The organism is Mariniflexile sp., assembly GCF_052728615.1.
Genome location: NZ_JBFVFE010000001.1, coordinates 75,036 through 98,710, shown reverse-complemented (window position 1 = coordinate 98,710; position 23,675 = coordinate 75,036). Strand labels below are relative to the sequence as shown.

Annotated in this window: 23 protein-coding genes and 1 pseudogene; all 24 read left to right on the top strand. The window is 38.8% G+C overall.

Annotation, left to right across the window (positions count from 1 at the left end; translation table 11 throughout):
• The first annotated feature begins 535 nt into the window (after positions 1 to 535).
• The 24 genes and pseudogenes from ACU1LP_RS00495 to ACU1LP_RS00380 all read left to right on the top strand — a co-directional run bounded on the left by ACU1LP_RS00495 (position 536) and on the right by ACU1LP_RS00380 (position 23,123).
• Positions 536 to 871 carry a single-stranded DNA-binding protein gene (locus tag ACU1LP_RS00495; protein ID WP_145002314.1) on the top strand — a complete coding sequence of 112 codons (336 nt, stop codon included), beginning with the start codon at positions 536 to 538 and terminating at the stop codon, positions 869 to 871.
• Positions 872 to 953: 82 nt separating this feature from the next.
• Positions 954 to 1,334: a DUF6876 family protein gene (locus tag ACU1LP_RS00490; RefSeq protein WP_445733497.1), complete on the top strand. Its 381-nt coding sequence runs from the start codon at positions 954 to 956 to the stop codon at positions 1,332 to 1,334.
• Positions 1,335 to 1,345: 11 nt separating this feature from the next.
• On the top strand, positions 1,346 to 1,543 hold the full coding sequence (locus tag ACU1LP_RS00485; RefSeq protein WP_145002318.1) for a hypothetical protein: 198 nt from the start codon (positions 1,346 to 1,348) through the stop codon (positions 1,541 to 1,543).
• Positions 1,544 to 2,074: 531 nt separating this feature from the next.
• Positions 2,075 to 2,623 (top strand): BfmA/BtgA family mobilization protein, encoded by a 549-nt coding sequence (locus ACU1LP_RS00480; protein WP_445733498.1) that lies wholly within the window; start codon positions 2,075 to 2,077, stop codon positions 2,621 to 2,623.
• 1 nt (position 2,624) lies between these two features.
• Entirely contained in the window at positions 2,625 to 3,653 is a 1,029-nt protein-coding gene (gene mobB, locus ACU1LP_RS00475) for a MobB family relaxase (RefSeq protein WP_445733499.1), read from the top strand.
• Positions 3,650 to 5,095, top strand: a complete 1,446-nt coding sequence (locus ACU1LP_RS00470) for a type IV secretory system conjugative DNA transfer family protein (protein WP_445735247.1) — start codon at positions 3,650 to 3,652, stop codon at positions 5,093 to 5,095. The genes mobB and ACU1LP_RS00470 overlap by 4 nt, the downstream gene beginning before the upstream one ends.
• 98 nt (positions 5,096 to 5,193) lie before the next feature.
• Positions 5,194 to 5,562: a hypothetical protein gene (locus ACU1LP_RS00465; protein ID WP_445733501.1), complete on the top strand. Its 369-nt coding sequence runs from the start codon at positions 5,194 to 5,196 to the stop codon at positions 5,560 to 5,562.
• A gap of 117 nt (positions 5,563 to 5,679) precedes the next feature.
• Positions 5,680 to 10,092: pseudogene (locus ACU1LP_RS00460) on the top strand (CusA/CzcA family heavy metal efflux RND transporter).
• A gap of 17 nt (positions 10,093 to 10,109) precedes the next feature.
• A complete protein-coding gene (locus ACU1LP_RS00455) occupies positions 10,110 to 11,369 on the top strand; it encodes an efflux RND transporter periplasmic adaptor subunit (RefSeq protein WP_445731158.1) in 1,260 nt (419 codons plus the stop codon).
• A 115-nt stretch (positions 11,370 to 11,484) separates the two neighbouring features.
• Positions 11,485 to 11,823, top strand: coding sequence for a P-II family nitrogen regulator (locus tag ACU1LP_RS00450; RefSeq protein ID WP_445731157.1), 339 nt, complete (start codon positions 11,485 to 11,487; stop codon positions 11,821 to 11,823).
• A 15-nt stretch (positions 11,824 to 11,838) separates the two neighbouring features.
• Positions 11,839 to 12,261, top strand: a complete 423-nt coding sequence (locus ACU1LP_RS00445) for a Fur family transcriptional regulator (protein ID WP_445735246.1) — start codon at positions 11,839 to 11,841, stop codon at positions 12,259 to 12,261.
• 44 nt (positions 12,262 to 12,305) lie between these two features.
• A complete protein-coding gene (locus ACU1LP_RS00440; RefSeq protein WP_445735245.1) occupies positions 12,306 to 12,662 on the top strand; it encodes a SpoIIAA family protein in 357 nt (118 codons plus the stop codon).
• Positions 12,663 to 12,768: 106 nt separating this feature from the next.
• Positions 12,769 to 13,038: a zinc ribbon domain-containing protein gene (locus ACU1LP_RS00435; protein WP_445735244.1), complete on the top strand. Its 270-nt coding sequence runs from the start codon at positions 12,769 to 12,771 to the stop codon at positions 13,036 to 13,038.
• A 173-nt stretch (positions 13,039 to 13,211) separates the two neighbouring features.
• Entirely contained in the window at positions 13,212 to 13,733 is a 522-nt protein-coding gene (locus ACU1LP_RS00430; RefSeq protein WP_445735243.1) for a hypothetical protein, read from the top strand.
• A gap of 19 nt (positions 13,734 to 13,752) precedes the next feature.
• Positions 13,753 to 14,190 carry an MgtC/SapB family protein gene (locus ACU1LP_RS00425; RefSeq protein WP_445735242.1) on the top strand — a complete coding sequence of 146 codons (438 nt, stop codon included), beginning with the start codon at positions 13,753 to 13,755 and terminating at the stop codon, positions 14,188 to 14,190.
• A 62-nt stretch (positions 14,191 to 14,252) separates the two neighbouring features.
• Positions 14,253 to 15,143 carry a bestrophin family protein gene (locus ACU1LP_RS00420; protein WP_445733336.1) on the top strand — a complete coding sequence of 297 codons (891 nt, stop codon included), beginning with the start codon at positions 14,253 to 14,255 and terminating at the stop codon, positions 15,141 to 15,143.
• A 12-nt stretch (positions 15,144 to 15,155) separates the two neighbouring features.
• Entirely contained in the window at positions 15,156 to 17,684 is a 2,529-nt protein-coding gene (locus tag ACU1LP_RS00415) for a heavy metal translocating P-type ATPase (RefSeq protein ID WP_445733337.1), read from the top strand.
• 37 nt (positions 17,685 to 17,721) lie between these two features.
• Positions 17,722 to 18,159 carry a Fur family transcriptional regulator gene (locus tag ACU1LP_RS00410; RefSeq protein WP_445733338.1) on the top strand — a complete coding sequence of 146 codons (438 nt, stop codon included), beginning with the start codon at positions 17,722 to 17,724 and terminating at the stop codon, positions 18,157 to 18,159.
• 81 nt (positions 18,160 to 18,240) lie between these two features.
• Entirely contained in the window at positions 18,241 to 19,557 is a 1,317-nt protein-coding gene (locus ACU1LP_RS00405) for an APC family permease (protein WP_445733339.1), read from the top strand.
• A gap of 10 nt (positions 19,558 to 19,567) precedes the next feature.
• Positions 19,568 to 19,744 (top strand): hypothetical protein, encoded by a 177-nt coding sequence (locus ACU1LP_RS00400; protein WP_197022145.1) that lies wholly within the window; start codon positions 19,568 to 19,570, stop codon positions 19,742 to 19,744.
• A gap of 23 nt (positions 19,745 to 19,767) precedes the next feature.
• Positions 19,768 to 20,127 (top strand): SpoIIAA family protein, encoded by a 360-nt coding sequence (locus tag ACU1LP_RS00395; RefSeq protein ID WP_445733340.1) that lies wholly within the window; start codon positions 19,768 to 19,770, stop codon positions 20,125 to 20,127.
• Positions 20,128 to 20,150: 23 nt separating this feature from the next.
• On the top strand, positions 20,151 to 20,417 hold the full coding sequence (locus ACU1LP_RS00390) for a hypothetical protein (RefSeq protein ID WP_445733341.1): 267 nt from the start codon (positions 20,151 to 20,153) through the stop codon (positions 20,415 to 20,417).
• Between the two features lie 169 nt (positions 20,418 to 20,586).
• Entirely contained in the window at positions 20,587 to 21,129 is a 543-nt protein-coding gene (locus ACU1LP_RS00385) for a hypothetical protein (RefSeq protein ID WP_445733342.1), read from the top strand.
• A gap of 32 nt (positions 21,130 to 21,161) precedes the next feature.
• A complete protein-coding gene (locus ACU1LP_RS00380; protein WP_445733343.1) occupies positions 21,162 to 23,123 on the top strand; it encodes a heavy metal translocating P-type ATPase in 1,962 nt (653 codons plus the stop codon).
• Positions 23,124 to 23,675: the final 552 nt, after the last annotated feature.

Here is a 23,675-nt window from a genome sequence, read left to right as displayed (position 1 = left end):
GAACGCTACATTCCCAAGCCAAAACCGTGAATCCAGTCCGCTTGTAATCGGAAAGTCAAAGCCTCGATTTTCTTAACAGAATTAACGGCAAAGCCTACTTTGGTCTTTGCTCGACAATTCTTAAAAACCGAACCTTTGCCTCACACATTTTAAGGGGTTTATAATAGATGAAGCCTTTAATGTTTTTCGGGACAGCGAAAAACAGGTATGGCATAACCAATTCTAAAATAATGCCATTTGCTCTGTTCGCTTAACTGTCGGTACGCTCTCGCCACAAATGGCTTTATAAGAATTGCTAATACCATTATGGAACTTGTCAAGACTGTACAAGTTTTAGGCAAAAATAAGGTTTCTACTTCCTTGAAAATCCAAGGATTTTACTACGTCGCAAACACACCTGATTTATTCCCTAAAAGTCTTGACAAAACCCACTTCATCTATTGTGCGGAGCACGAAAGAAATCATACAAACACCCCTTAAAATTTAATTCAGTTTAAATCAAAAAGGGAAATATTAATCTTTTAAATCTTTTATTATGAGTACTATTAAAAATCACGTTCAGTTAATTGGAAATGTTGGGCAAGAACCAACTATTACGAACCTTGAAAGCGGTAAGAAAGTAGCCCGTTTATCATTGGCAACCAATGAATACTACAAAAACGGCAAGGGCGAAAAGCAAACGGACACCAATTGGCACACCGTTGTCGCTTGGGGCAAAACTGCTGAAATTATCGAAAAGTATGCCGAAAAGGGCAAAGAAATCGGAGTTGTTGGAAAACTAAAGACCCGAACCTATACCACGGACGATGGCAACCAACGCTATGTTACCGAAGTGGTAGCCGATGAAATCCTATTATTAGGTAGTAAGTAAAAAGTAAAGAGGGCACTAATACCAGTTTTCAATTAGTTTGTGCCCTCTTCTTTTCATCATTAATTCTAAAAAAGACATAACAATGAAAGCACAAGTTAACGAAATAAAAGAAGGATTGCAACATTTTCACGGTTCTGAAATGTTCTATCAAATCCCATTGATACGCACGCGATTTACAAACGGATTGAAATATTTAGCCAATATAGCGGACTGCTTTTGGCTCATCACAGATGTTTCCGTAATTGCCAAAAGTTTGTTGAACCGAAGTCATTTTATCACAATAGATTTTAAAAGGCTATCGGAAGAAAAACAGGATTATTCAGGCTATGAAGCTGAAATAATTTACAGCGATGGAAACGGTAATATATTAGAAACACATCGATACAACTTTACGGATTTTCCTTTGGATGAACTGCGTTTATATTTTGTGGATAATACGCTGATGCTAACAAGCGAATATTAAAATGAAAGGCTATGATTTATCTGAATTATAACAACCTCGATGACGAAACCCAACAGCATCTGCTTTCCGTTTCAAAAGAAGAAATAGAGAGCAAATTTGGGAATGACCTAAAAGCCTACGCCAATAAACATCATATAGATTATAACACTATATTGGACGAAGAAGCGATAAAAAACCTATATACATATACCTACGTTTTTAACATCTAAATTGAAAACAAGAATTTAGACCTTTGAACTTTCAGAGGTCTTTTTTTGTGCCTTATTTTTTCACAATATTAAGAGCCAATATTCTGAAACTCGACGTCTTAAATTTACTTTTTCATAAAAATCCTATTTTTTGGTATCAAAACAAACCAATTGGAAACAATCTGTATTTCAGTATTATATCTAAATAGAATATCTTTAAAAGACTGTTAAGCAGTATCAATTTAAGTATCGTTATCCCATTTTGATTTGACTTTCGCCGATAATGATACCCACCAAAAATTAAACATATCGGAATTTTCTATTCCGAAAAAAAGCAACTGACTTTTTAGTCAGGTTGTTTGAAAAATTTTGTCCCTGCGGGACGAATTTGGAGAAGCAAGAGGGTAACACGCCAAGGCGGTGTTAACGATTGATTTTTAGTTGTAATTATTTGATATTCAAATGATTACTGTTTATATAAAATAGAGAAATAATTAAGTTTTACAGTAAATTCTTTTGAAACCCCTATAAAACGGCAATTTTTTACAGTAAATGAGTTCAAATCAACAAAAGAAATACAGTTTTTCTGCCATTAGTATCAAACCTAATGTGGCAACTCGTTTTCGGAAATTTTCCAAAAGAATTTCACGTTCGCATACCGATACGCTGGAAACAATGATGAACTTTTTTGATGTGAACGAGCTATCCCCAAATGAATCTTTGGGTGCGAATATGAGGACTTTGGAGAATAGCTTAAAAAAACGAATCAATGCCCTTGTAGCCATTATTAAAGATATTGAAAAAAACCAGACCAAACCCACCAATGCAATGTTGGAATTGCTTTTTCAGGAAAACCCAAATGAGAAAGAGCCACAAGAAGAACTATATGAATTTGAACAACAGGAACTGATTACTGAAAACGAGGAGTTGAACCATTACCGATATCGTTACGAAGAAGTTCAACAACAATTCCATTCGGTAAAATATGATTTGGAAAAAATCATTGATAAGACCACTTATGTAAAAGGCAGTTTTGGAGGAGGATATTTAAAAGTGGATTTGAGCAAAGATGAATTTGAAAACATTAAACAAAAAATATAAAATGTATATCACAGTAACCAAACAGACATTAGATGGCAATTACGCACAGAGCGTTTCCGATTTTGTCGCGTATCTCGAAAAAGAGAATGACGGAAAATCCATTGATGAGATTGAACATTTTTTTGACCAATATGGCGAAGAAATATCAGGAAAGGAAGTCGTCAAAGAAATCGACGGAAATACCGCTAAACTCAAAAAGACCGAACCTAAATTTTATTCCATTACGGTCAATCCGAGTGCTTATGAATTGAAGCGATTGCAAAATCATTCCGAAGAACTAAAACAGTACACCCGAGAAATTATGAAGGAGTATGCTAAATCTTTCAATCGTGAAATAAACGGACGAGCTGTTACCGTAGATGACATTAAATACTACGCCAAAATTGAGCATCAACGAACGTATAAGGGAACGGACAAACAAATTCAGGAAAATCAACCTTATGCCACCAAGATACTTCAAATTAAGAACGATATCCGAAAAATTGAAAGTGGCGAATTGGAAGGAAACATCAGAAAATTACATCAAACGATGTCCCGATTGGAAAAAGAAGCACCACATCAACAAGATGGAAAACGCATTGTTAGAGGGATGCCAAAAGAAGGCTCTCAAAACCATATTCATATTATTGTGAGCAGAAAGGATATGTCCAATAAATACAGTTTGTCCCCTGGTAGCAAGTACAAAGCTTCGGAAACCGTTTTTAATGGCAAACCTGTAAAACGTGGTTTTGATAGGGACAAATTCTTTAAGGCTTCTGAAAAAACGTTTGACACTCTATTTCAATACAAACGAAACTATGTTGAAACTTATAAGGCACGTAAAACATTCCTGAAAAATCCAAAGTTGTATTTCTCAATTCTTTCGGGATTGCCAACCAATGAAAAGGCAACTGCCTATAAAATACTTGCCAAATCTGGTGTACCCATAATGAATATTCCAACAAACAAAGTACAGTTGGCATTGAAGATAATCAACAAATTTAAAAAGGGAATCGACCGAGCCATACAGTCGGGTTCTATTGGGATATGAGTATGTCAATACCACATATCATCCTTTTTATTGTTGTTCCAGTATTGTTTGTCAGTACAGTTTTATATGTGTTTCTTCATCAAGAGGAACCCAAAAACGGAGATAAGAAATATCAGGTACGCTTTAAACTTCAACGCGGAAAATTTAAAATCGAAAATATCAAGCGAGGTGCATCGATTATTGGCTCTGCGGGAAGCGGTAAAACGGAAAGTGTTATCTATAATTTTTTACAACATTTTAACAAACACCAGTTTTGTGGTATCATACACGATTATAAGGATTTTGAACTTACCGAAATTGCCTACCCATTATTTAAAGAAAAGGATGTAAAATTCTATACCATTGCCTTTGCCCAAATCCATTATCGTGTAAACCCAATTGCCCCAAGATATTTGCCCAATGAGGAAAGTGTGAATGAATTATCCAAGGTACTCATTGAAAACCTTTTGGAGTTCAACGAATCCAGTACAAACAGTACCACAAAATTCTTTAGTGATGCTGTTGAAGGTTTGATGGGTGGGATGATTTGGAAACTAAAAACGTCCTATCCTCAATATTGCACCCTGCCCCATTTGATTGCTATTTTTCAATCGATGACTACCAAACAGTTGGTTACTTTTGTGAGCTCAAATATCACTTCCCGAAGTATGGCAAGTGCTTTTATCAACGGAATGGATTCTGACAAGCAAACGGCGGGTGTAAAAAGCACATTGGCCAATGCCTTTAAAAAGATAGGTTCACAACAGTTGTTTATGGCTTTGTCAAAAGATGAAGTACCATTGAATATCAACAGCAAGGATAATCCTGCTGTTATCTGCATTGTGAACCATCCCAAATATGAATCGGCTTACTCGCCTATCATCGCTGCAATTATGCACACAGTCATCAAGCAAATGAGCGTGAGAGGTCAACAGTCGTCATTTTTAATGATGGAAGAAGCCCCAACCATCAAACTACTAAATATGCACCGTATTCCGGCTACGCTACGAAGCTATGATATTGCCACAATTTACGTGATGCAGGACAAAATTCAGAATGATATGCTATATGGAGACAAAGCGAGTAAGGCTATTTTGAGCAATCTTTCCTATCAATTTTTTGGCAAAGTCAATGACCCAGATACTGCAAAATACTATGAACGTTTTTTTGAGATTGTCCGTAAAGAAACCACAAGTATCAACCGTGGTCATAACCTGAATTTTGACACTCGGATTACCACAGGCGAAAAAGAAGTTTCCAAACGCAGGGCAGATGTTTTCTTTCGTTTGAAACAAGGCGAGTTTATAACTTTTGCTGATGGCGAGGATAAAAGAGTTCAATTTAAACTACAAGTGATTAAAAGGGAAATACCATATCCTCATCGACATTTTACAACCGATGAATTAAAGCTCAATTTTGAACGGATTTATAGAGAGGTAAAATCTATATTTAAGGTTAACTAAAATTAGTCTATAAAGAACAACCGTAGTTTTTGCACAACCTGTGCATCGATTAATTTGTATCTTTGTCAAACTTTATGAAAATATTCGTTTCCATATCAATGTCAATTTTATTCCTTTTTCAGGGAATTAGCATAGATGTGGACTTTTGTGGGCCAATTAAAGAAATTTCAAGCATTATTACCCATTATCAAGACCATAAAGTTTATGGCGATTCTTTCTTTGAATATGTAGTAGAAGATTACATTGAAAATGATGTAAATAATAAAGGGCATCATAACAATTCGGATAAGGAGAATATGCCTGTCCATTCCCATCACCAATCGTATCATCCGGTAGTATTTACCGCAAACAAAAGTACAGCTCCAATCAATCGATTAAAGATTGAAGAGAAAGAGCAGTTCAATTTACATACAGTCAACTTCACTTCCAGATATTTGGAATCGCTTTTCCAACCCCCTAAAGTATAATTCAGTTTTTTAAGGATAGCTATATCCTTACGTGATGCTTTTCAAAGTAAGCATCGCATTATAAACGCATTGCATCTAATTGCATTGCGAGGTTTAAACTGAATTAATACTTTTTCTATGATTAACAAAATCATTTCATTTTCCATTAATAACAAGTTTATTATTGGGCTCTTTATAGTGGCTCTTGTGGGTACAGGCATTTGGTCTATGGCCACTATAAATCTGGGTTCTGTACCCGATATTACTAACAACCAAGTACAGGTTATTACAGTTGCCCCAAATTTAGGTACTGAAGACATTGAACAATTTGTAACCTATCCGGTAGAATTGGCAATGGCAAACCTTCCTGATGTTATCGAACTGCGTTCGGTATCCCGTTTTGGGCTTTCGGTGGTAACCATTGTCTTTGAGGACGAGGCAGGCACTTATCTACCAAGACAATTGGTACAGGAAAAGCTTACGGAAGTAAGTGCAGAAATCCCCGAAGGCTTCGGCACGCCATTTATGGCCCCAATTACCACTGGTTTGGGTGAAATTTATCAATACACGCTTAAAGTAAAAAAGGGCTACGAAGATAAATACGATGCAATGGAGCTTCGTACCATCCAGGATTGGATTGTAAAACGCCAAATGGCTTTAGTCCCCGGAGTCGTCGAGGTCAATGCTTTTGGTGGTTATGTCAAACAATATGAAGTTGCCATAAATCCTGATAAGCTCAAAAGTTTTGGCATTACAATGAACCAGGTCTTTGAAGCCCTCAAAGTGAACAATGCCAATACTGGTGGTGCTTATATCGAAAAAAACCACCAAGCCAATTTTATCCGTGGCGAAGGGTTGGCACGAAGTATAGCCGATTTGGAAAACACCGTTGTAACTACTCAAAACGGTAGTCCTGTTCTTATAAGGGATGTTGCCGAAAAGGTGGGCTACGGCAGTCAAGTGCGCTATGGTGCTTTTACCCAAGATGGGCACGAATCTGTAGGCGGGCAAATTTTGATGCTCAAAGGACAAAGTCCAAGCAACGTTATTGATAATGTGCAAAAACGTATCGATGAGATTCAAAAATCACTTCCCGAAGGTGTCTATATAGAAACTTTTTTAAGCCGAAGTGAACTGATTGAGAGGACCACAAGTACGGTAGAAAAAAACCTCATAGAAGGTTCCCTCATTGTGATTTTTGTTTTGGTTTTGCTCTTGGGGAGTTTCCGTGGTGGCTTGATTACCGCTTCGGTAATCCCTTTATCATTACTCTTCGCTTTTATTTTGATGAAACAATTCGGTGTATGGGCAAACTTAATGTCCTTGGGCGCAATCGATTTTGGAATCATCGTGGATGGCGCGGTAATTATTGTGGAAGGAATGGTATTTCACATTCATCAACGGATGAAAAAAACCACAACCGCCATAGACCAATCTGAAATGGATGAAATAGCCTATGAATCGGCAAGTACGATGATGAATTCTGCATTTTTCGGTCAGCTTATTATCCTTATTGTATTTACCCCGATTCTCTTTTTAACGGGTGTAGAAGGTAAAATGTTCCGTCCGATGGCGTTTACCTTTGGGTTTGCTGTTTTGGGAGCGATTATCCTTTGTCTTACTTACGTGCCAATGATTTCTGCAATGTTCCTTAAACCTACTAAAAATCAGAATAGTTGGTTTGCCAAATTTGAAAATAAGATTGATAGGTTCAGTGATAAAATAATGTCCGGTTTAAACAGAGCGTATGTACCATTGCTCAATTTTGCACTTCGCTTTCGGGCAGGTGTGGTTATAGGCGCGGTTGCCTTGCTATTGATTGCAGGATTTATTTTTAGCACCTTGGGTGGCGAATTTATTCCCAAATTTGATGAAGGCGATATTGCAATGCAGGCGCTAATAAAACCCGGTAGCAGCCTTACGGAATCTATTGAGGCTTCAAAAAAACTTCAAAATATCGTAAAGCAATTCCCCGAAGTAAAAACGATGGTTTCCCGAATAGGGGTGGCTGAAATCCCAACGGACCCAATGCCAATGGACATTGCCGATAGCTATATCATTTTGGAAAAGGATAAAAGCAAATGGACTTCCGCGGATAGCAAGGAAGAACTCATAGAAAAAATACAGGAAAAAATTTCAGTCATCCCGGGCGTAAATTTTGTGTTTACCCAACCTGTCGAACTTCGTTTTAATGAATTGCTCACAGGTGTGCGTGAGGACGTGGCAATCAAATTGTATGGAGAAGACCTCGAAGTACTGGCCGAGAAGATACAGGAGATGGCAGCAATCATACAAACCGTAGATGGCGCTGGTGATGTAAGGGCAGAAGCAACCAGTGGGCTTCCACAAATGACCGTGGTTTACAACCGTGCAAAAATGGCACAATACGGTGTAACGGTTGATAAGCTGAATGATTACGTAAGTGCTGCCTTTGCGGGCGAAAAGGCAAGTGTCATTTTTGAAGGCGAAAAGAGGTTCGATGTGGTCATTCGTTTAGCAGAGGCGTTTAGACAGGATATCAATAATCTTAAAAACCTATACATTGACCTGCCAAACGGTGCGCAAGTACCCTTAAAGGAAGTAGCGGATATCAGCTATAAACCAGGGCCGATGCAAATTTCAAGGGACAATACATACCGACGTATTTCGGTAGGTGTAAACGTTCGTGGACGCGATGTAAAATCGATGGTCGAGGAAATTCAGCAAAAACTGGAAACGCAAGTAAAATTACCACCAGGTTATTATGTAACCTACGGGGGTTCTTTCGAGAACTTGCAACGTGCTTCAGACCGATTGATGATTGTAGTGCCTATCGCACTTTTCCTAATATTCATACTGCTCTATTTTGCCTTGAGCTCGTTTTCACAGTCCTTAATGATTTATATGGCAGTGCCTTTGGCAGCCATTGGTGGTGTGTTTGCGCTTTTGATTCGTGGAATGCCTTTTAGTATTTCTGCTGGGGTTGGTTTTATCGTACTCTTTGGAGTAGCGGTTTTAAACGGATTGGTACTGATAAACAAATTCAATGAACTAAAAGAAAGTGGAATGACAGACTTAAAAAAACGAATATACGAGGCAACGCACGAACGCTTACGGCCAATTTTGCTTACGGCAACGGCGGCCATTATGGGCTTTATCCCAATGGCGGTTTCTACCTCTGGCGGTGCAGAAGTGCAGCGACCATTGGCAACGGTGGTTATTGGCGGATTGATAACAGCAACATTTTTAACCCTTGTGGTCATTCCAGTATTGTATTATTGGCTCGAATCGAGAAAGGAACGAAACAATAATGATGGAGATGTAAGTTATGTCAACAAATCAACGAATATTTTAACCGTATTATTGATGGTTGGCGGTTTGATGGCTTCTGGAACTGCGTTTGCCCAAGACACCAATCAAGATGGTACAATTCCAAAAACCTTGACTGTAGATGAGGCCATTGCTATGGCAAAACAGAATTATCCATCGCTTAAGGAAGGTCAGGCATTTATTGAACGGGAACAGGCTTTGAAAGGGACGAGTTTTGACCTGGGCAGGACCTTTTTATATGCCGGCAGGGAAGACCAAGGACTGAATCAGGGAAGACTGCGTACCTTCGGGGTACAACAGGGAAACATTGACCTGCTCTCCGGGTTTTCAAAATCGAGGTTCTATAAGGAACGTACCAAGCTGGGCGAGAAATTCTATGACCTTAACGAGCAACAGTTGGTACGTGATGTGATGCAGGCTTATTACGAGATTGCCTACAATAAGGCCCGCCTGGAGCTTGCCGAAAGGTTGGACAGCATTTATGCCAATTTTGAAAGTGCGGCCAAATTAAGGTACGATAGCGGTGAGACCGGAAAACTCGCCTACATTTCAGCTTCCTCGGAGTACCAACAAATACAGGTATTAAAGCAACAGTCCTATGACGATATCGAGATTGCAAAAAGGGCATTAAAGCAATATCTGGGAATCGATGGGTCCATTGAAACGATGGATGGGCCTTATGGAATCATAAACCCTATATCCGCCCCTGATAGTTTGGATATAGGGAACAACCCTTTGTTACAGTATGACCTTCAGAATGCAGCAGTGGGCAGGGCGAACGTGAAGGTCGAAAAATCCCAGTTCCTGCCCAAGTTCAGCCTGAGCTATGACAAGCTCAAGTACAATGATTTTACGGGGTTCAACGCATATCAGGCGGGAATCAGCATCCCCTTGTGGTTCCTTCCGCAAAAAAACAGGGTAAGAGCGGCCAAGGCAGATGCAATGGTGGCCGAAAACCAGTATTTGACACAAAAGGCGACCACACAGAGTATGGTATCCCAACTCTACAAAGCCTAGGACAAAACGCTGAAAACGCTGAACTACTATGAAGAAGCGGCACTGCCACTGGCAGAAGAACAATTGACCACTGCTGAACTGGCAAACAAGGAAGGTGAGATAGACTATATTACTTATATCACCATCCTCAACAGTGCCATCAACATAAAAATAAACCATTTGGATTTCATCAACCAGTATAACCAACAGGCCATTGAGATACAATATCAATTGGGCAATCTATAACCTTAAAAAAAAGAGAAATGAAGAATATACTATTAGTAAGTACCATATTATTTACACTTATGTTTATGAGCTGTAACGATGCACAAAAATCTGAACTTGGACATAACGAAGCTGAAGGCGTATCAAAAACCAATGAAGCCGGAGAGGATGCACACGGCGAAGAAGGTCACGATGAAGGAGAGGAAGAAGGTGGACACAGCGAGGAAGAAGGCCTTGTCGAACTTACAAAGCAACAGGCTGAAACCATCGGTTTGGAAATGAAACCTTTGGAGGAACGGAATTTAGGGAACAATATTAAAGTAACAGGTATGCTGGAACTTTTCCCACAGGATAAAGCGAACATCAGTCCGTTTGTTGGTGGAAATGTAAGTTCCATAAAAGTAATACCCGGAGATAACGTAAGCAAAGGACAGGTATTGGCATATATAGAACACCCAGATATCATTGCAATGCAACAGGAATATCAGGAAAAAAATGACGAACTGGTCTTTTTGAAACAGGATTTTGAACGCAAGCAGACCCTTTATGATAAAGGAGTGTCTTCTGGAAAGGAATTTCAGATGGCGCAGTCAAAATTTCGTTCCACAACATCCAGCGTCAATGGTTTGCGGTCCCAATTGAGATTGTTGGGCATTAATCCGGACAAAGTGGCTGAAGGTCAAATATATTCCGCTGTTCCCATTACCACACCCATAAGTGGCTATGTGGATGAAGTAATGATTAGTCTTGGCGATTACGTGGCGCAACAATCCAAAATGTTCTCAATAAGCGATAATTCAAAGATTTATGTCAACTTCAAAGTATATGAGAAGGATATAAAGCAAATCAAGAAAGGACAACAGATATATTTTTCAACGGCCTCTCGTCCAGATGAACTGCTTAAAGCAACCGTTCGGTCTGTGGGTAAAACATTCAACACCGACCCAAAAGCTCTGGAAGTTCTGGCAGATATTGAAAACAAGGATAAAAACCTATTGCCGGGTATGTACGTACAAGGGCGAATAGTGCAAGGCGAAAAAAAGGGTTTCGCCGTACCGGAAGCTGCCATTATAAAAGAAGGCGAGCAATCCTTTATTTTTATTTTGGATGAAGATGGAGAAATGGAAGCGAACAAAATGAAATTTAAAATGATACCCGTAACCGTTGGTATAACTGATTTAGGCTTTGTTGAAGTCAATCTACCTGCCGAAGTTTCAAAGGATGCCAAAGTCGTGATAAACGGAGCTTATAACCTATCCTCGGAAATGGTTAAAGGCGAACTGGAACACGGACATTAATTCAATAAAAATCAAAGATTTTGATTCCGAGTTTGTTTATCGTCTTAATTAGTTAGTTAAAAATTAAAAAACAGGCTCGGTTCAAAATCGATTAAAAATTTAAAAAATTTATAATATGAAGGAAATAAAAGCATTTATAAAACCGAACCGAATCCAAAGAGTCATTGAGGCACTATCAGATAATGGATTTGAAAGTATGACCCTTTCACAAGCAGAAGGCACTGGCGCCTTTAAGTCTAAAGGCGCAAGACCTTCGTTAGATTTTCGTATAACCGACAGTCCCGTGGTCAAGTTGGAATTGGTCTGTCAAAATGAGGAAGCCCAAGCGGCAATTGAAATAATTTTAAAAAATGGCAAAACGGGAGAACCTGGAGATGGTATTATTTATATAGCAAATATTGAGGATGCCTTTCAGATTAAAACTGGGGATTCCTTAAAACGGTACGACCTATAAAACACTTTAGCACAAATGGAAAAAATAGTCCAACTACTGGAAAGCAAAGGAATACGACCTACGGCTATGCGCCTTATGACCTATAAGCGTTTGGCGGAATTAGAGGTGGCCATTAGTCTTGGCGATTTGGAAAAGGATTTTAAGGTCAGTGAAAGAAGCACCCTATTTAGGACTATAAAAACGTTTGAAGAAAAAGGTCTTGTGCATCAAATCGAGGATGGGACAGGTGTTATAAAATACGCCCTTTGCGAAGAGAATTGTGAGTGCGAGGTCGGCAACGACCTTCATTTACACTTTCATTGCAACAATTGTAATGAAACTGTGTGTTTAACAGCCCATAAAATCCCGCATATAAGCTTACCTGATGGCTATATTACCGAGGATATCAACTTGGTGGTAAAGGGCATTTGCGAAAAATGCAGCGAGAATCTGGATTAAACGTTTGGTTTTTAAATTCAATTATCATTTAAAAATAGTGAGCAATGATAACAATCTATAAAAAAGAGGCTACTGTATATATGGTGGCAGAGAATAAGCTGGATGCCAAGGATTATGAAAACTTGATACCGGTCTTAACAGAACATATAACTGCATATCAGGAAGTTTCCTGGTACATTGAAATGCAAAATTTTGAAGGCTGGACGGTAAGTGCCTATTGGAAGGGAATTGAATTAAATCTTCCGAATGAAACACATTTAAAGCGTGTCGCTTTAGTGGGAAGCGTTAAATGGCAGGAGCAATTTACCGAGGCATTGCTACCTTTTTCAGAGGCTCATATAAAATTTTATAAGCCAGAAGAAAAAGACGATGCCAAAGAATGGATAGAAAAAAGCAGTTAAGAACTTAACAAAAACTTTAATAATTATGATCAATGGTATTTCGGTGGAATGTACTTGAGACAGTGGTACTTTTAGATCATTTATATTCAAATTTAAATTAGACAATATGGGATTTTTAAAACATTTATTCAGGGGAATGGGACGAGGTGGCCATCATTCCGGCAAGCACGGTCAAAAGCACGAATATGGTTACCGTGATGATCGTTCAGCATCAAAGGTTTTGATACGGTGTCCAAAGTGTGGCAACGATAACGACCAAAACGCATTATTCTGTCAAAAATGCGGCTCGGCATTGGGCAAGGGAAAATGCAATAATTGCAAGGAGAGCATACCTTTGGATGCTAAATTTTGCCCAAAGTGTGGCATCAAGGTTTAAATTGAAGAGATAGCAGCTTATACGGGTTTTTGTCAAAACTTGATTGATAGCAGGCAGCTTTTATGATGCTTTTTTTTAAAGCAAAATGATTAATGGAATAACAGCAAAAGTAGAGGCTGCTTTTTAAGCTTATACATTTAGAAATAGATCTTATGAATATTAAACATTTTATTTTGATAATCTTATTAATTGGTTATCATAAAGTTAACGCCCAAAAAATTTATACAACTGAAGAAGGTCATATTATGATGATGACTTTGGTTGATGATAAACCCATTAAGGCAGAGAGCCATAAACTGGCCTTATATCTTGATTATGGTTCCAAAGTGGTTAATGGTGCACTCGACCTTAAGACTTTATCAACAGATATTCCTGAAGTCAATTCCATTTTACAAGAGCAGGAAGACCCTTTAATGCTTCGGTTCACGGGTGCTATTCCATCACAAGATTTTTTGTCAAAGCGGCACGACCCTATCAACTTTAATTGGCTGGTTGATGTTACTTATCAAGGGAAATCCTTTAAATCACAATTTAAAACCACCATTACCCATATAGAACAAGGAGTAAGTATGTCTTGCCTGATAAGTGCAAGAGGACAGGTTTTAGTATCAGATTCAGGTCTTGATTCTTTAATCCAGAGTTTGGACAAGACCATACAGGTACAGTTTGCACAATTAGTGCTGAAATTGGAATAACCTTTTAAAAAAATAAAAAATGGACCTTCAAACTGAACTACTGTTATTGCCACGATTAGGGTTGGCAGTTTTATTGGGGATTTTAATTGGCATAGATAGGGAAACTGATGGCCACGACGCCGGTATAAGAACCTATGCAGCTGTATGTCTTGGAGCCGCACTTTTAACGATCATCAATACCCATATTGAGGTGGCGGACCAGACCAGGATAGTTGCCAATATCGTTTCTGGTATTGGTTTTCTGGGGGCCGGTATTATTTTTAAGGACAATTCAACCAACTCTATAGTGGGGTTGACCACGGCAGCTACCGTATGGGCAACTGCAGGTGTAGGCATCGCATTGGGATTTGGGATGTACTTACTTAGTATCACAAGCACATTACTTATAATCCTTTTACTTGTCGCCCGAAAATTGCCCTATTTTAAAACAAGAAAAAAGTTCAACAATAAAACTTAAATCTATAAAACAATTTACATATAAAGCGGGTAATATATCGAATAACCTTTTAAACAATAAAAATGCTACTGAACAAACGTATTTCAATTTTCCACTTCCTCAATACCATAAAATATGATGTATTATTTTTAGGTAGCTACGCAATTCTCGTGGGTTATATGGATCAATATGGGTTTTTGGCTAAAATCTCGATCCCCATTGCCATAACCGGTGTTTTTGGTACCGCTGTAGCATTATTATTGGGTTTTCGTACTAATCAAGCCTATGAGCGCTGGTGGGAAGCCCGTATTATATGGGGAGCAATTGTGAATGATTCCCGTACACTAATCAGACAGACCATTTCCTTTTATGATAGGTTAGATGAACAATATGTATATAATGTACAGGAAATGGCAAACCGCCAAATCGTATGGTGCTATGCTTTGGGTGAATCTTTGAGAAACCTTCCGTTTTCGCCCAATGTGGCCGGTTACATAAAATTTGAAGATATCTCTGATCAAAATGTCCCCAATGCAATTCTTTTAAAACACTCACAAGCATTAACCGATGCAAGAAGCGAAAAAACAGTGAACGAGTTTCAACAAATTCAACTCGATAGCACGATAGCAAGGCTCTGCGATTCTATGGGCAAATGCGAACGAATAAAAAACACGGTCTTCCCGAAAGCACATAGCCTATTGATCCATTTGATCATATACGTTTTCGCCACAATGTTGCCATTTGGCCTGGATGATAAGAACGTGGCTGGTGAAATTGCCATTACCTTTTTTATCCCGATCATCTTTGTTGCCATTGAAAAAACATCCATTTTGATGCAGGATCCTTTTGAAAACCAACCTATGGATACCCCTATAACCGATTTGGCGACAACCATTGAAATAAACCTCAAACAAATGATTAATAGCGAGGAGGTTCCTAAAAGAGAGAAGTCGAACGAATACTATATACTCTAAAATATCAGTCTAATGAAAAAACTACAACTAAAAATTCCGGTTATTCTTCCGCAAGTTCCAAACGAAAAAGATACTTGTGTTGAGCGGCTTATAAAAGAATTACAGGCTAAAGAGGGCATCGAAAAAGTGCACGTTGCCGATACAAAGGAAGATGACACACCACAGCTCTGTTTTCATTATGACCCCGATATCATTTCTATAGACCGCATTCAATCCCTCGCCGAACGGACTGGTGCTGAAATTACCGAAAAATACGGGCATTTGCTCATAGAGGTTAAAGGAATAAGACATACAAGGCACGCACGTTCCATAGAGAAAAGCCTTTTGGCAATCAATGGGGTTTTGGAGGCTTCCGTTTCGGCCTCTGGAATGCTACGTCTTGAGTTTGATAAAAAGCAAACAAATTTTGATGAAATAAGTAAACAGATTGAAAAGGAAGACCTTCAGGTTCAGCGGAGTTCTTCAAACGAAAATAATCACACCGAAGCATCCAGAAAAAAACAGGAACGTTCCAGGGAGCAAGATACTAAAGAGCAAACTTCCACAGAGGGCCACCAGCACAAGGAGGGCGAGACCCACGAGGACGGAGAAGCGCACGCCCACGGTGGGATTTTAGGTAAAAATACGGAGCTTATTTTTTCCATTATCTGTGGGGCACTTCTCGGGATAGGTTTCGGGCTTTCCTATGTGGAATCCATCCCAGATTGGGTTAGTCTTACTTTGTACATAGGGGCTTACTTTTTCGGTGGTTTCTTTACGGCCAAGGAAGCTGTTCAAACTGTGGCCAAGGGTGGTTTTGAAATTGACTTTTTAATGCTGGTCGCTGCCATTGGTGCCGCCATTCTGGGGGAATGGGCAGAAGGTGCACTGTTGCTGTTCTTATTTAGTCTTGGGCACGCTATGGAACACTATGCAATGAACAAGGCAAGAAAAAGCATTGCCGCGCTTGCAGACCTTGCACCAAAAACAGCCTTGCTTAAAAAAGATGGCAAGACCGAAGAAGTTGGAATTGAGGAATTAAGTATTGGCGATATTATAGTGGTCAAGCCCAATAGTAAAATATCCGCAGATGGCGTCGTGGTCAACGGAAAAAGCAGCGTAAACCAAGCACCAATTACCGGGGAAAGTGTACCCGTGGACAAACTTCCTGTGGAAGATACGGGCAAGGACTATTCGAAAGACGATGATATCAAGGACGAAAACCGCGTATTCGCTGGAACTATCAACGGTAATAACACGCTGGAAATTAAGGTAATCAAAGAAGCCAAAGACTCTACCCTGTCCCGATTGGTCAAACTGGTCAACGAGGCACAGACCCAGAAATCGCCCACACAGCTGTTGACCGATAGGTTCGAAAAATACTTCGTGCCTTCCGTACTTATTCTTGTGGTTATTCTGCTCTTTGCTTTTTTGGTTATCAACGAACCATTTAGTGCCAGCTTTTACCGTGCAATGGCGGTATTGGTAGCTGCAAGTCCCTGTGCACTGGCCATTTCAACACCAAGTGCCGTATTGAGCGGTGTGGCAAGTGCGGCACGGGGCGGTGTACTTATTAAGGGTGGGCGACCGCTTGAGGATTTGGGGGTCATTACTGCTTTGGCTTTTGATAAAACGGGCACGCTTACCGAAGGCAAGCCCAAACTTACCGAAGTAGTACCATTGGGGGATATTGAAGAAAATGAACTGTTAAAGATAGCCGTTGCCGTTGAAATCTTGAGCGACCACCCTTTGGCAAAAGCCGTCGTAAGGGATGGGAAAGAGCGTCTGAAAGGTACTGATATTATCGATGCGTCAGATTTGGAAGCAGTTCTCGGAAAAGGTATCAAAGCTTCTTTGGGCAAGGATAAAATCTATATTGGAAACCTTGACTTGTACGAAGACCTCGATGAAGCAAAACCATCCGAAGATATATCGAATAAAGTAAAAGAACTTGAAGGGGGCGGAAATACTACGATGCTCATAAGAAGGAACAAAGAATATATCGGTATCATCGCCCTGATGGATACCCCACGGGAAGCGGCCAAGGAAACCCTTAAAAAATTAAAGGAAATCGGTATCAAGCGGATGATAATGCTAACTGGCGATAATCAAAAGGTTGCCGATGCCGTTGCTAAAGAAATTGGGTTGACCGATGCCTGGGGAAGCCTGTTGCCAGAGGAAAAGGTTGATGCCATTAAAAAATTAAAAGAACAGGAATCCAAAGTCGCAATGGTAGGCGACGGAGTGAACGACGCCCCTGCAATGGCAAACAGCACCGTAGGTATCGCAATGGGTGCAGCGGGCAGTGATGTGGCATTGGAAACAGCTGACATTGCCCTAATGGCCGATAAGCTGGAAACCCTGCCCTTTGCCATAGGCTTGAGCAGAAAAGCGAAAGCGATTATCAGGCAAAACTTATGGGTAAGCTTGGGGGTTGTTGCGCTTTTAATTCCTGCTACCATAATGAGTTGGGCAAGTATAGGGATAGCCGTGGCGGTTCACGAGGGCTCAACGTTAGTAGTGGTGGTCAATGCATTGCGTTTGCTCGCCTATAAAAAATAAATTTAATAAAGAAGATTGCTTTTGAATCAAGGTTAAAATGACCAAAACGGAAAAAATATTATCAAATCACGGTATTCGCCCTAGTAAAATGAGGTCGGAGATATACAAGTTTCTGAAAAGGAAACAAAGTTCTGTGTCCTTTTCCGATTTGGAAAAGGCCTTTGTTCAAAAGAGCGAAACCAATAAAACAGCAAACAGGACGACCTTTTATCGCAATCTCAAGATTTTTGAGGATAAAGGGCTGATTCATCAGATTAATGATGGGACTGGAATGGCAAAATTTGCGATTTCCGATGAAAACGCCAAAGGTAAATACGGTACAGATTTACATATCCACTTTCATTGCACCGATTGTAGGAAAACAACCTGTTTACCGAATAAGATATCGGAAGAAAGCTTGCCAGAAGATTATGAGGTGAGCGATGTGAACCTGGTATTGAAAGGAATATGTAAAAAATGCAGACAAAAATATTAGGTGGGAGTTCCAGAACTCTGAACCCTTGCGCCCAATGGTCAGGTTCAGGTTTCTTCCACCTTCTCTAACTTAAAAAATATAATGGCAGAACTAAAAAAATCCTTGGGTACGCTACGGCTTACCTTTTATGGCGTTGGCACGATTGTGGGCGCAGGAATCTATACTGTGATTGGCGCGGCAGCCGGACAGGCAGGAACCGATATTTGGTTGAGCTTTATTTTTGCAGCAGTTGCAGCCAGTATTTCTGCAATGTCCTATGCCGAATTATCATCTACCTACCCAAATGCTGGCGCAGAATTTATATTTGTAAGGAAAGCATTTCCAAAAATCGACATTCCTTCTTTTCTTACGGGTTGGACCGTTGCTTTCCATAGTTCGGCAACAATTGCGGCGGTACTGCTGGCATTTTCGGGATATTTCAATACCTTTTTTGAAGTACCGGGATTATTGATAAGCTATGGTGTATTGTTATTGCTTGCTTTGATAAGTATTACAGGTATAAAGAAATCATCTACTGCTAATATTATAATGGTCAGTATCCAATTGTTGGGTTTGCTCATTCTTATCTTTATAGGCCTTAAAGAAACAGGCTTGCCAAAAGCTGAAATTTTTCAAATCAACTCATTCTCTGGGACACTTGCGGCCACGGCGACTTTGTTTTTTGTCTATACAGGTTTTGAGCATATGGCATCGTTAGGTTCAGAAGTTAAAAATCCAGGAAAAACGATTCCTCGTGCCTTTTTATTGACAATGGTAATTACCACCATCTTCTATTTGCTTATCTCATTTACTGTACTCAATATTGCTGACCCAATTGCAATATCAAAGGTGGATTCGCCCTTGTCTTTGGCGGCATCGAATCTTAACTCTTGGCTACCAGTAGTTTTGGCAGTTGCAGCATTATTTGCCACGGCTAATGCTGCATTTAGCGGTATCATTTCCATAAGTAGGTTATTGTTCGGAATGGCAAGCGTGGGCGAACTTCCAAAATTTATGACTAAAGTAAATGCACAAAAAGTACCTTGGGTAACCACATTTGTGGTTATGGCTGCGGTCGCTTGTTTTTTGCTATTGGGCGATATTAAAATTGTAGCGGGTATGTCTTCTTTAGGCGCACTGCTTGTGTTTGTAGCCGTAAATATTGCACTCATTGTTTTACGTTTTAAAGAACCAACACAGAACAGACCTTTCAGAGTGCCATTGTCTATTGGCAAAGTTCCAATACTGCCCATTTTGGCCATATTGGTTAGCCTAATGCTAATTATTCAGTATGATGGATTGGTTTACGCTGCCTTTGTAGGAGCGATAATAGTGGGAATAATACTCGATTATTTTTTGGATAAAAGACCAAGAAAAGAGGTAGATGGTAAAGAAGAAAACGAATTGTTTAACCACTAATACATTTTTTATGGACTGGACATTTGAAGAATTTAGAACAGAGCTTGACGCCCTTAATCCATCGGTAAGGAAAAAAGCAATTGAAATTGCAAAAGAATTAATCGAAAAGGAAGACTTTTCAAAAGAAAAAGCCATCAAAAAAGCAGTTGTAATGGCTGAAGAATGGTTTTACGATTTAGAAGGATAATAATTAATTAAAAATTATATAAAATGTTACAAATAATCGAATTAAAAGAAAAAAATATTGTTGCAACAAAAGCTTCGGGCAAATTGAAAAAAGAAGACATAGAAAAAATCCATCCACTTATCCACGCTATACTGGATAAGGGAATGAAGGTTCGTTGGTATTTTGAGATGGATAATTTTACGGGTTGGGACTTGCCTGGTTTATGGGAAGACCTCAAAATGGATACGGCCCACGCCAGAGACTATGAAAAAATAGCAATGGTAGGAGATAAAAAATGGCAGAATTGGATAACCCAATTTATGAAACCTTTTACGAACGCCGAAATTAAGTATTTCAATATAGACCAAAAGGAAGATGCCAAAAGTTGGATTGAGAGCCAGTAAGCTACTTCCGTAAAAGACAGACGATGAATAAAAAGAATATTCTTATTACCATACTAATTGGGTTTGCCATAGGTGTTTTTATCCTTCAACCTCTTGGGATAACAATTTTCACGTTTAGCAGCCAGAATTATGAAATTAATTGGTGGGATTATTTAATAAATAATTCCATTGAAATTTTGAATATCAATGGGAATCAAATTTTCGAGAATATTCTGTTTGGGCTATTAGGTGCCAGTTTGGCGCTGATGTATTATTTCGGTAAAAGAGAAAAGGATATAGATAATAAGTAGCGGTAAATAGTTATGTGAAAGAGTGAAATTTTTTATTTAAAATAAATTAAGTGAAAACTTAATTAATAGCAGGCAGCTTTTATGAGGCTTTTTAAAGCAAAATGATTAATAGCATTAAAAGCAAAAGTAGAAGCTGCTTTTTTTAATTATACAATTAAAGATGGATATTATGAATGTTAAACATTGTATTTTAATAACCTTATTGGTTTGTTATTATACGGCAAACGCCCAAAAAATTTATACAACTGAAGAAGGTCATATTATGATGATGACTTTGGTTGATGATAAACCAGTCAAGGCAGAAAGCCATAAATTGGCCTTATATCTTGATTATGATTCCAAAGTGGTTAATGGTGTACTCGACCTTAAGACTTTATCAACAGATATTCCTGAAATCAATGCCACTTTACAACAGCGGGAAGACCCTTTAATGCTTCGGTTCACGGGCACTATTCCATCACAGGATTTTTTATCAAAACGGCACGACCCTATCAACTTTAATTGGTTGATAGATGTTACTTATCAAGGAAAATCTTTTAAATCACAATTTAAAGCAACCCTTACCCATATAGAACAAGGAGTAAGTATGTCCTGCCTGATAAGTGCAACCGGACAATTATTGGTTTCAAATACTGGTTTGGATTCCTTAATAGAGGGTATCGATGATACCATAGAGGTGCAGTTTGCCCAAATGGTGTTGAGATTGGAATAACCATAGATTTAAATGAAATTATAATCGAATTAATGAAAAAAAAGAAACTGAATTTAAGAGATTTGAACAAAACTTCATCAGATACTCACAAGCGCAATGATGGCCGCAACCATAGCAGTTCAGAAAACATAGAGAAATTCAAAACCTATTTGCCAGCAATTTTCAGCTTTGTAATGCTGATTATTGGTATTGCGGTGGATTATTTTGACGTAGCATTTTTTAAAGATTGGATACGTATCGTCTGGTATGCAGTCGCATACCTTCCAGTAGGTTTTCCTGTAATAAAGGAAGGATGGAAAAGCATCAAAAATGGGGATTTCTTTACAGAGTTTTTATTGATGTCCATCGCAACCATAGGTGCATTCGCCATTGGCGAATATCCCGAAGGTGTGGCAGTAATGTTGTTTTATGCTGTAGGCGAATTGTTCCAAAGTGCCGCCGTTAAAAAAGCCAAGGGAAGCATCAAGGCATTATTGGATGTACGACCTAATGAAGCCTTGGTCTATAGGAACAACAATTATGTTTCTGTAAATCCCGAAATCGTTGCTATTGGCGAAAAAATACAAGTACGTGTGGGCGAAAAAATCCCTTTGGATGGTATTTTACTGTCCGAAAAAGGCTCGTTCAATACCGCAGCATTAACGGGCGAAAGCAAACCCGATACCATTGAAAAAGGAGAAAAAGTATTTGCAGGAAGCATCAATCTGGATGGAGTTATTGAAATTGAAACTACCAAAGAATTTAAGGATAGTTCCATTGCAAGAATTCTTGATATGGTGCAAAACGCCACCGCACGGAAATCAAAAACCGAATTGTTCATTAGAAAGTTCGCAAGAATCTATACACCAATCGTTGTCTTTCTCGCGATTGGATTAACGTTTATACCCTACTTTTTTGTGGACGATTATGTCTTTAGCGATTGGTTGTACAGAGCATTGATTTTCTTGGTCATTTCCTGTCCGTGTGCTTTAGTCATTTCAATTCCGTTGGGTTATTTCGGGGGATTGGGAGCAGCTTCAAAAAATGGTATTCTGTTTAAAGGAGCATCGTATTTGGATGAAATGACAAAGGTTAATACCGTTGTTATGGACAAAACAGGAACTGTAACCAAAGGTGTTTTCAAAATAAAAAATGTTGTTGTAAGAGATGGGTCATTGAGCGAAACCGAAATGATGAAATACCTAATGGCGATGGAAGAACAATCCACCCATCCCATTGCCAAGGCCATTTTGGAGTATAAAGCTGATAGCGAATATTTTCAAGCTTCCGAAGTAAGTGAAATAGCAGGAAAAGGCTTAAAAGGAACAGTAAACGGCAAAACCGTATTGGTTGGGAACAAACCATTGATGACTTCAAATAATATCGAAGTTCCATCTGATACCGACAACATTGTAGAATCTATCGTGATGGTTTCCATTGAAGGCAAATTTGCTGGTTATGTAATCATTGCAGACGAGTTAAAGGATGATGCCCACGAAGCCATTAATCAAATTCGGGAATCGGGTATTTCAAAAATCATAATGCTTTCGGGCGATAAGGATTCCATTACTCAACAAGTTGCCAAAGAAATGGGTGTAGATTGGGCAAAAGGTGGATTGCTTCCAGAAGATAAATTGGCAGAAGTTGAAAAACTGATGTCCGAAAATGACGGAAGAGTAGCTTTTATTGGAGACGGTATCAACGATGCACCAGTATTGGCAGCAAGTGATGTAGGTATTGCAATGGGTGGTTTAGGTAGCGATGTCGCCATTGAGACCGCAGATGTTATCATCCAAACAGACCAACCGAGCAAAATTGCAAAAGCTATTAAAATAGGTCGTTCAACCAGACGTATTGTATATCAAAATATTGCGCTTGCTTTTGGAGTAAAAGCTATTGTACTTGTTTTGGGTGCAGGCGGTCTGGCAACAATGTGGGAAGCTGTATTTGCGGATGTGGGAGTGGCTTTGTTGGCTATTTTAAACGCTGTAAGATTGCAGAAGATGAAATGGTAATAATCAAAAGCGATGTATCAAGAACAGAGAAATAAAAGAAATAAGAAAGTTAATAAATCATCGAATAACAAAATCACAAAAAAAGATAAGTTCAATGGGATTCTTGCAATAATTTTTGTGGTAATAACCGCATTCCTATTATACTATTTTGTACTAAAAGGGAATATTCATAAGCATTGATTAAGTGCGAGAATATAATGTTCCAAGTGGTCTTTGGAGTTACAGCAGATGAAGTGGAAGTGATTCGTTGGTTCATAGCAAAAATGATATTCTATGTTAGAAAATAGACGAGATAAAAAAAACAATAAAGTACCATCTCTAAAAAAAAGCATTACTAAAAAAGATAAAATAATTTGGATTGGTATTATAATCGTTGTTATCCTGTTAATCTGCTTTGTACTGTTCTTGCAGTTCCTAAAGTATTTTATATCTGTTTAAGTGATTAATAAAAATTAAAGAAAATATTTAGCATAGCTATAAAATATGCAAGAGTTGTGAAGGATAAATTGACTGGTTTTAACTTTCCTAATTTAACGTTACTTATAATTTTAA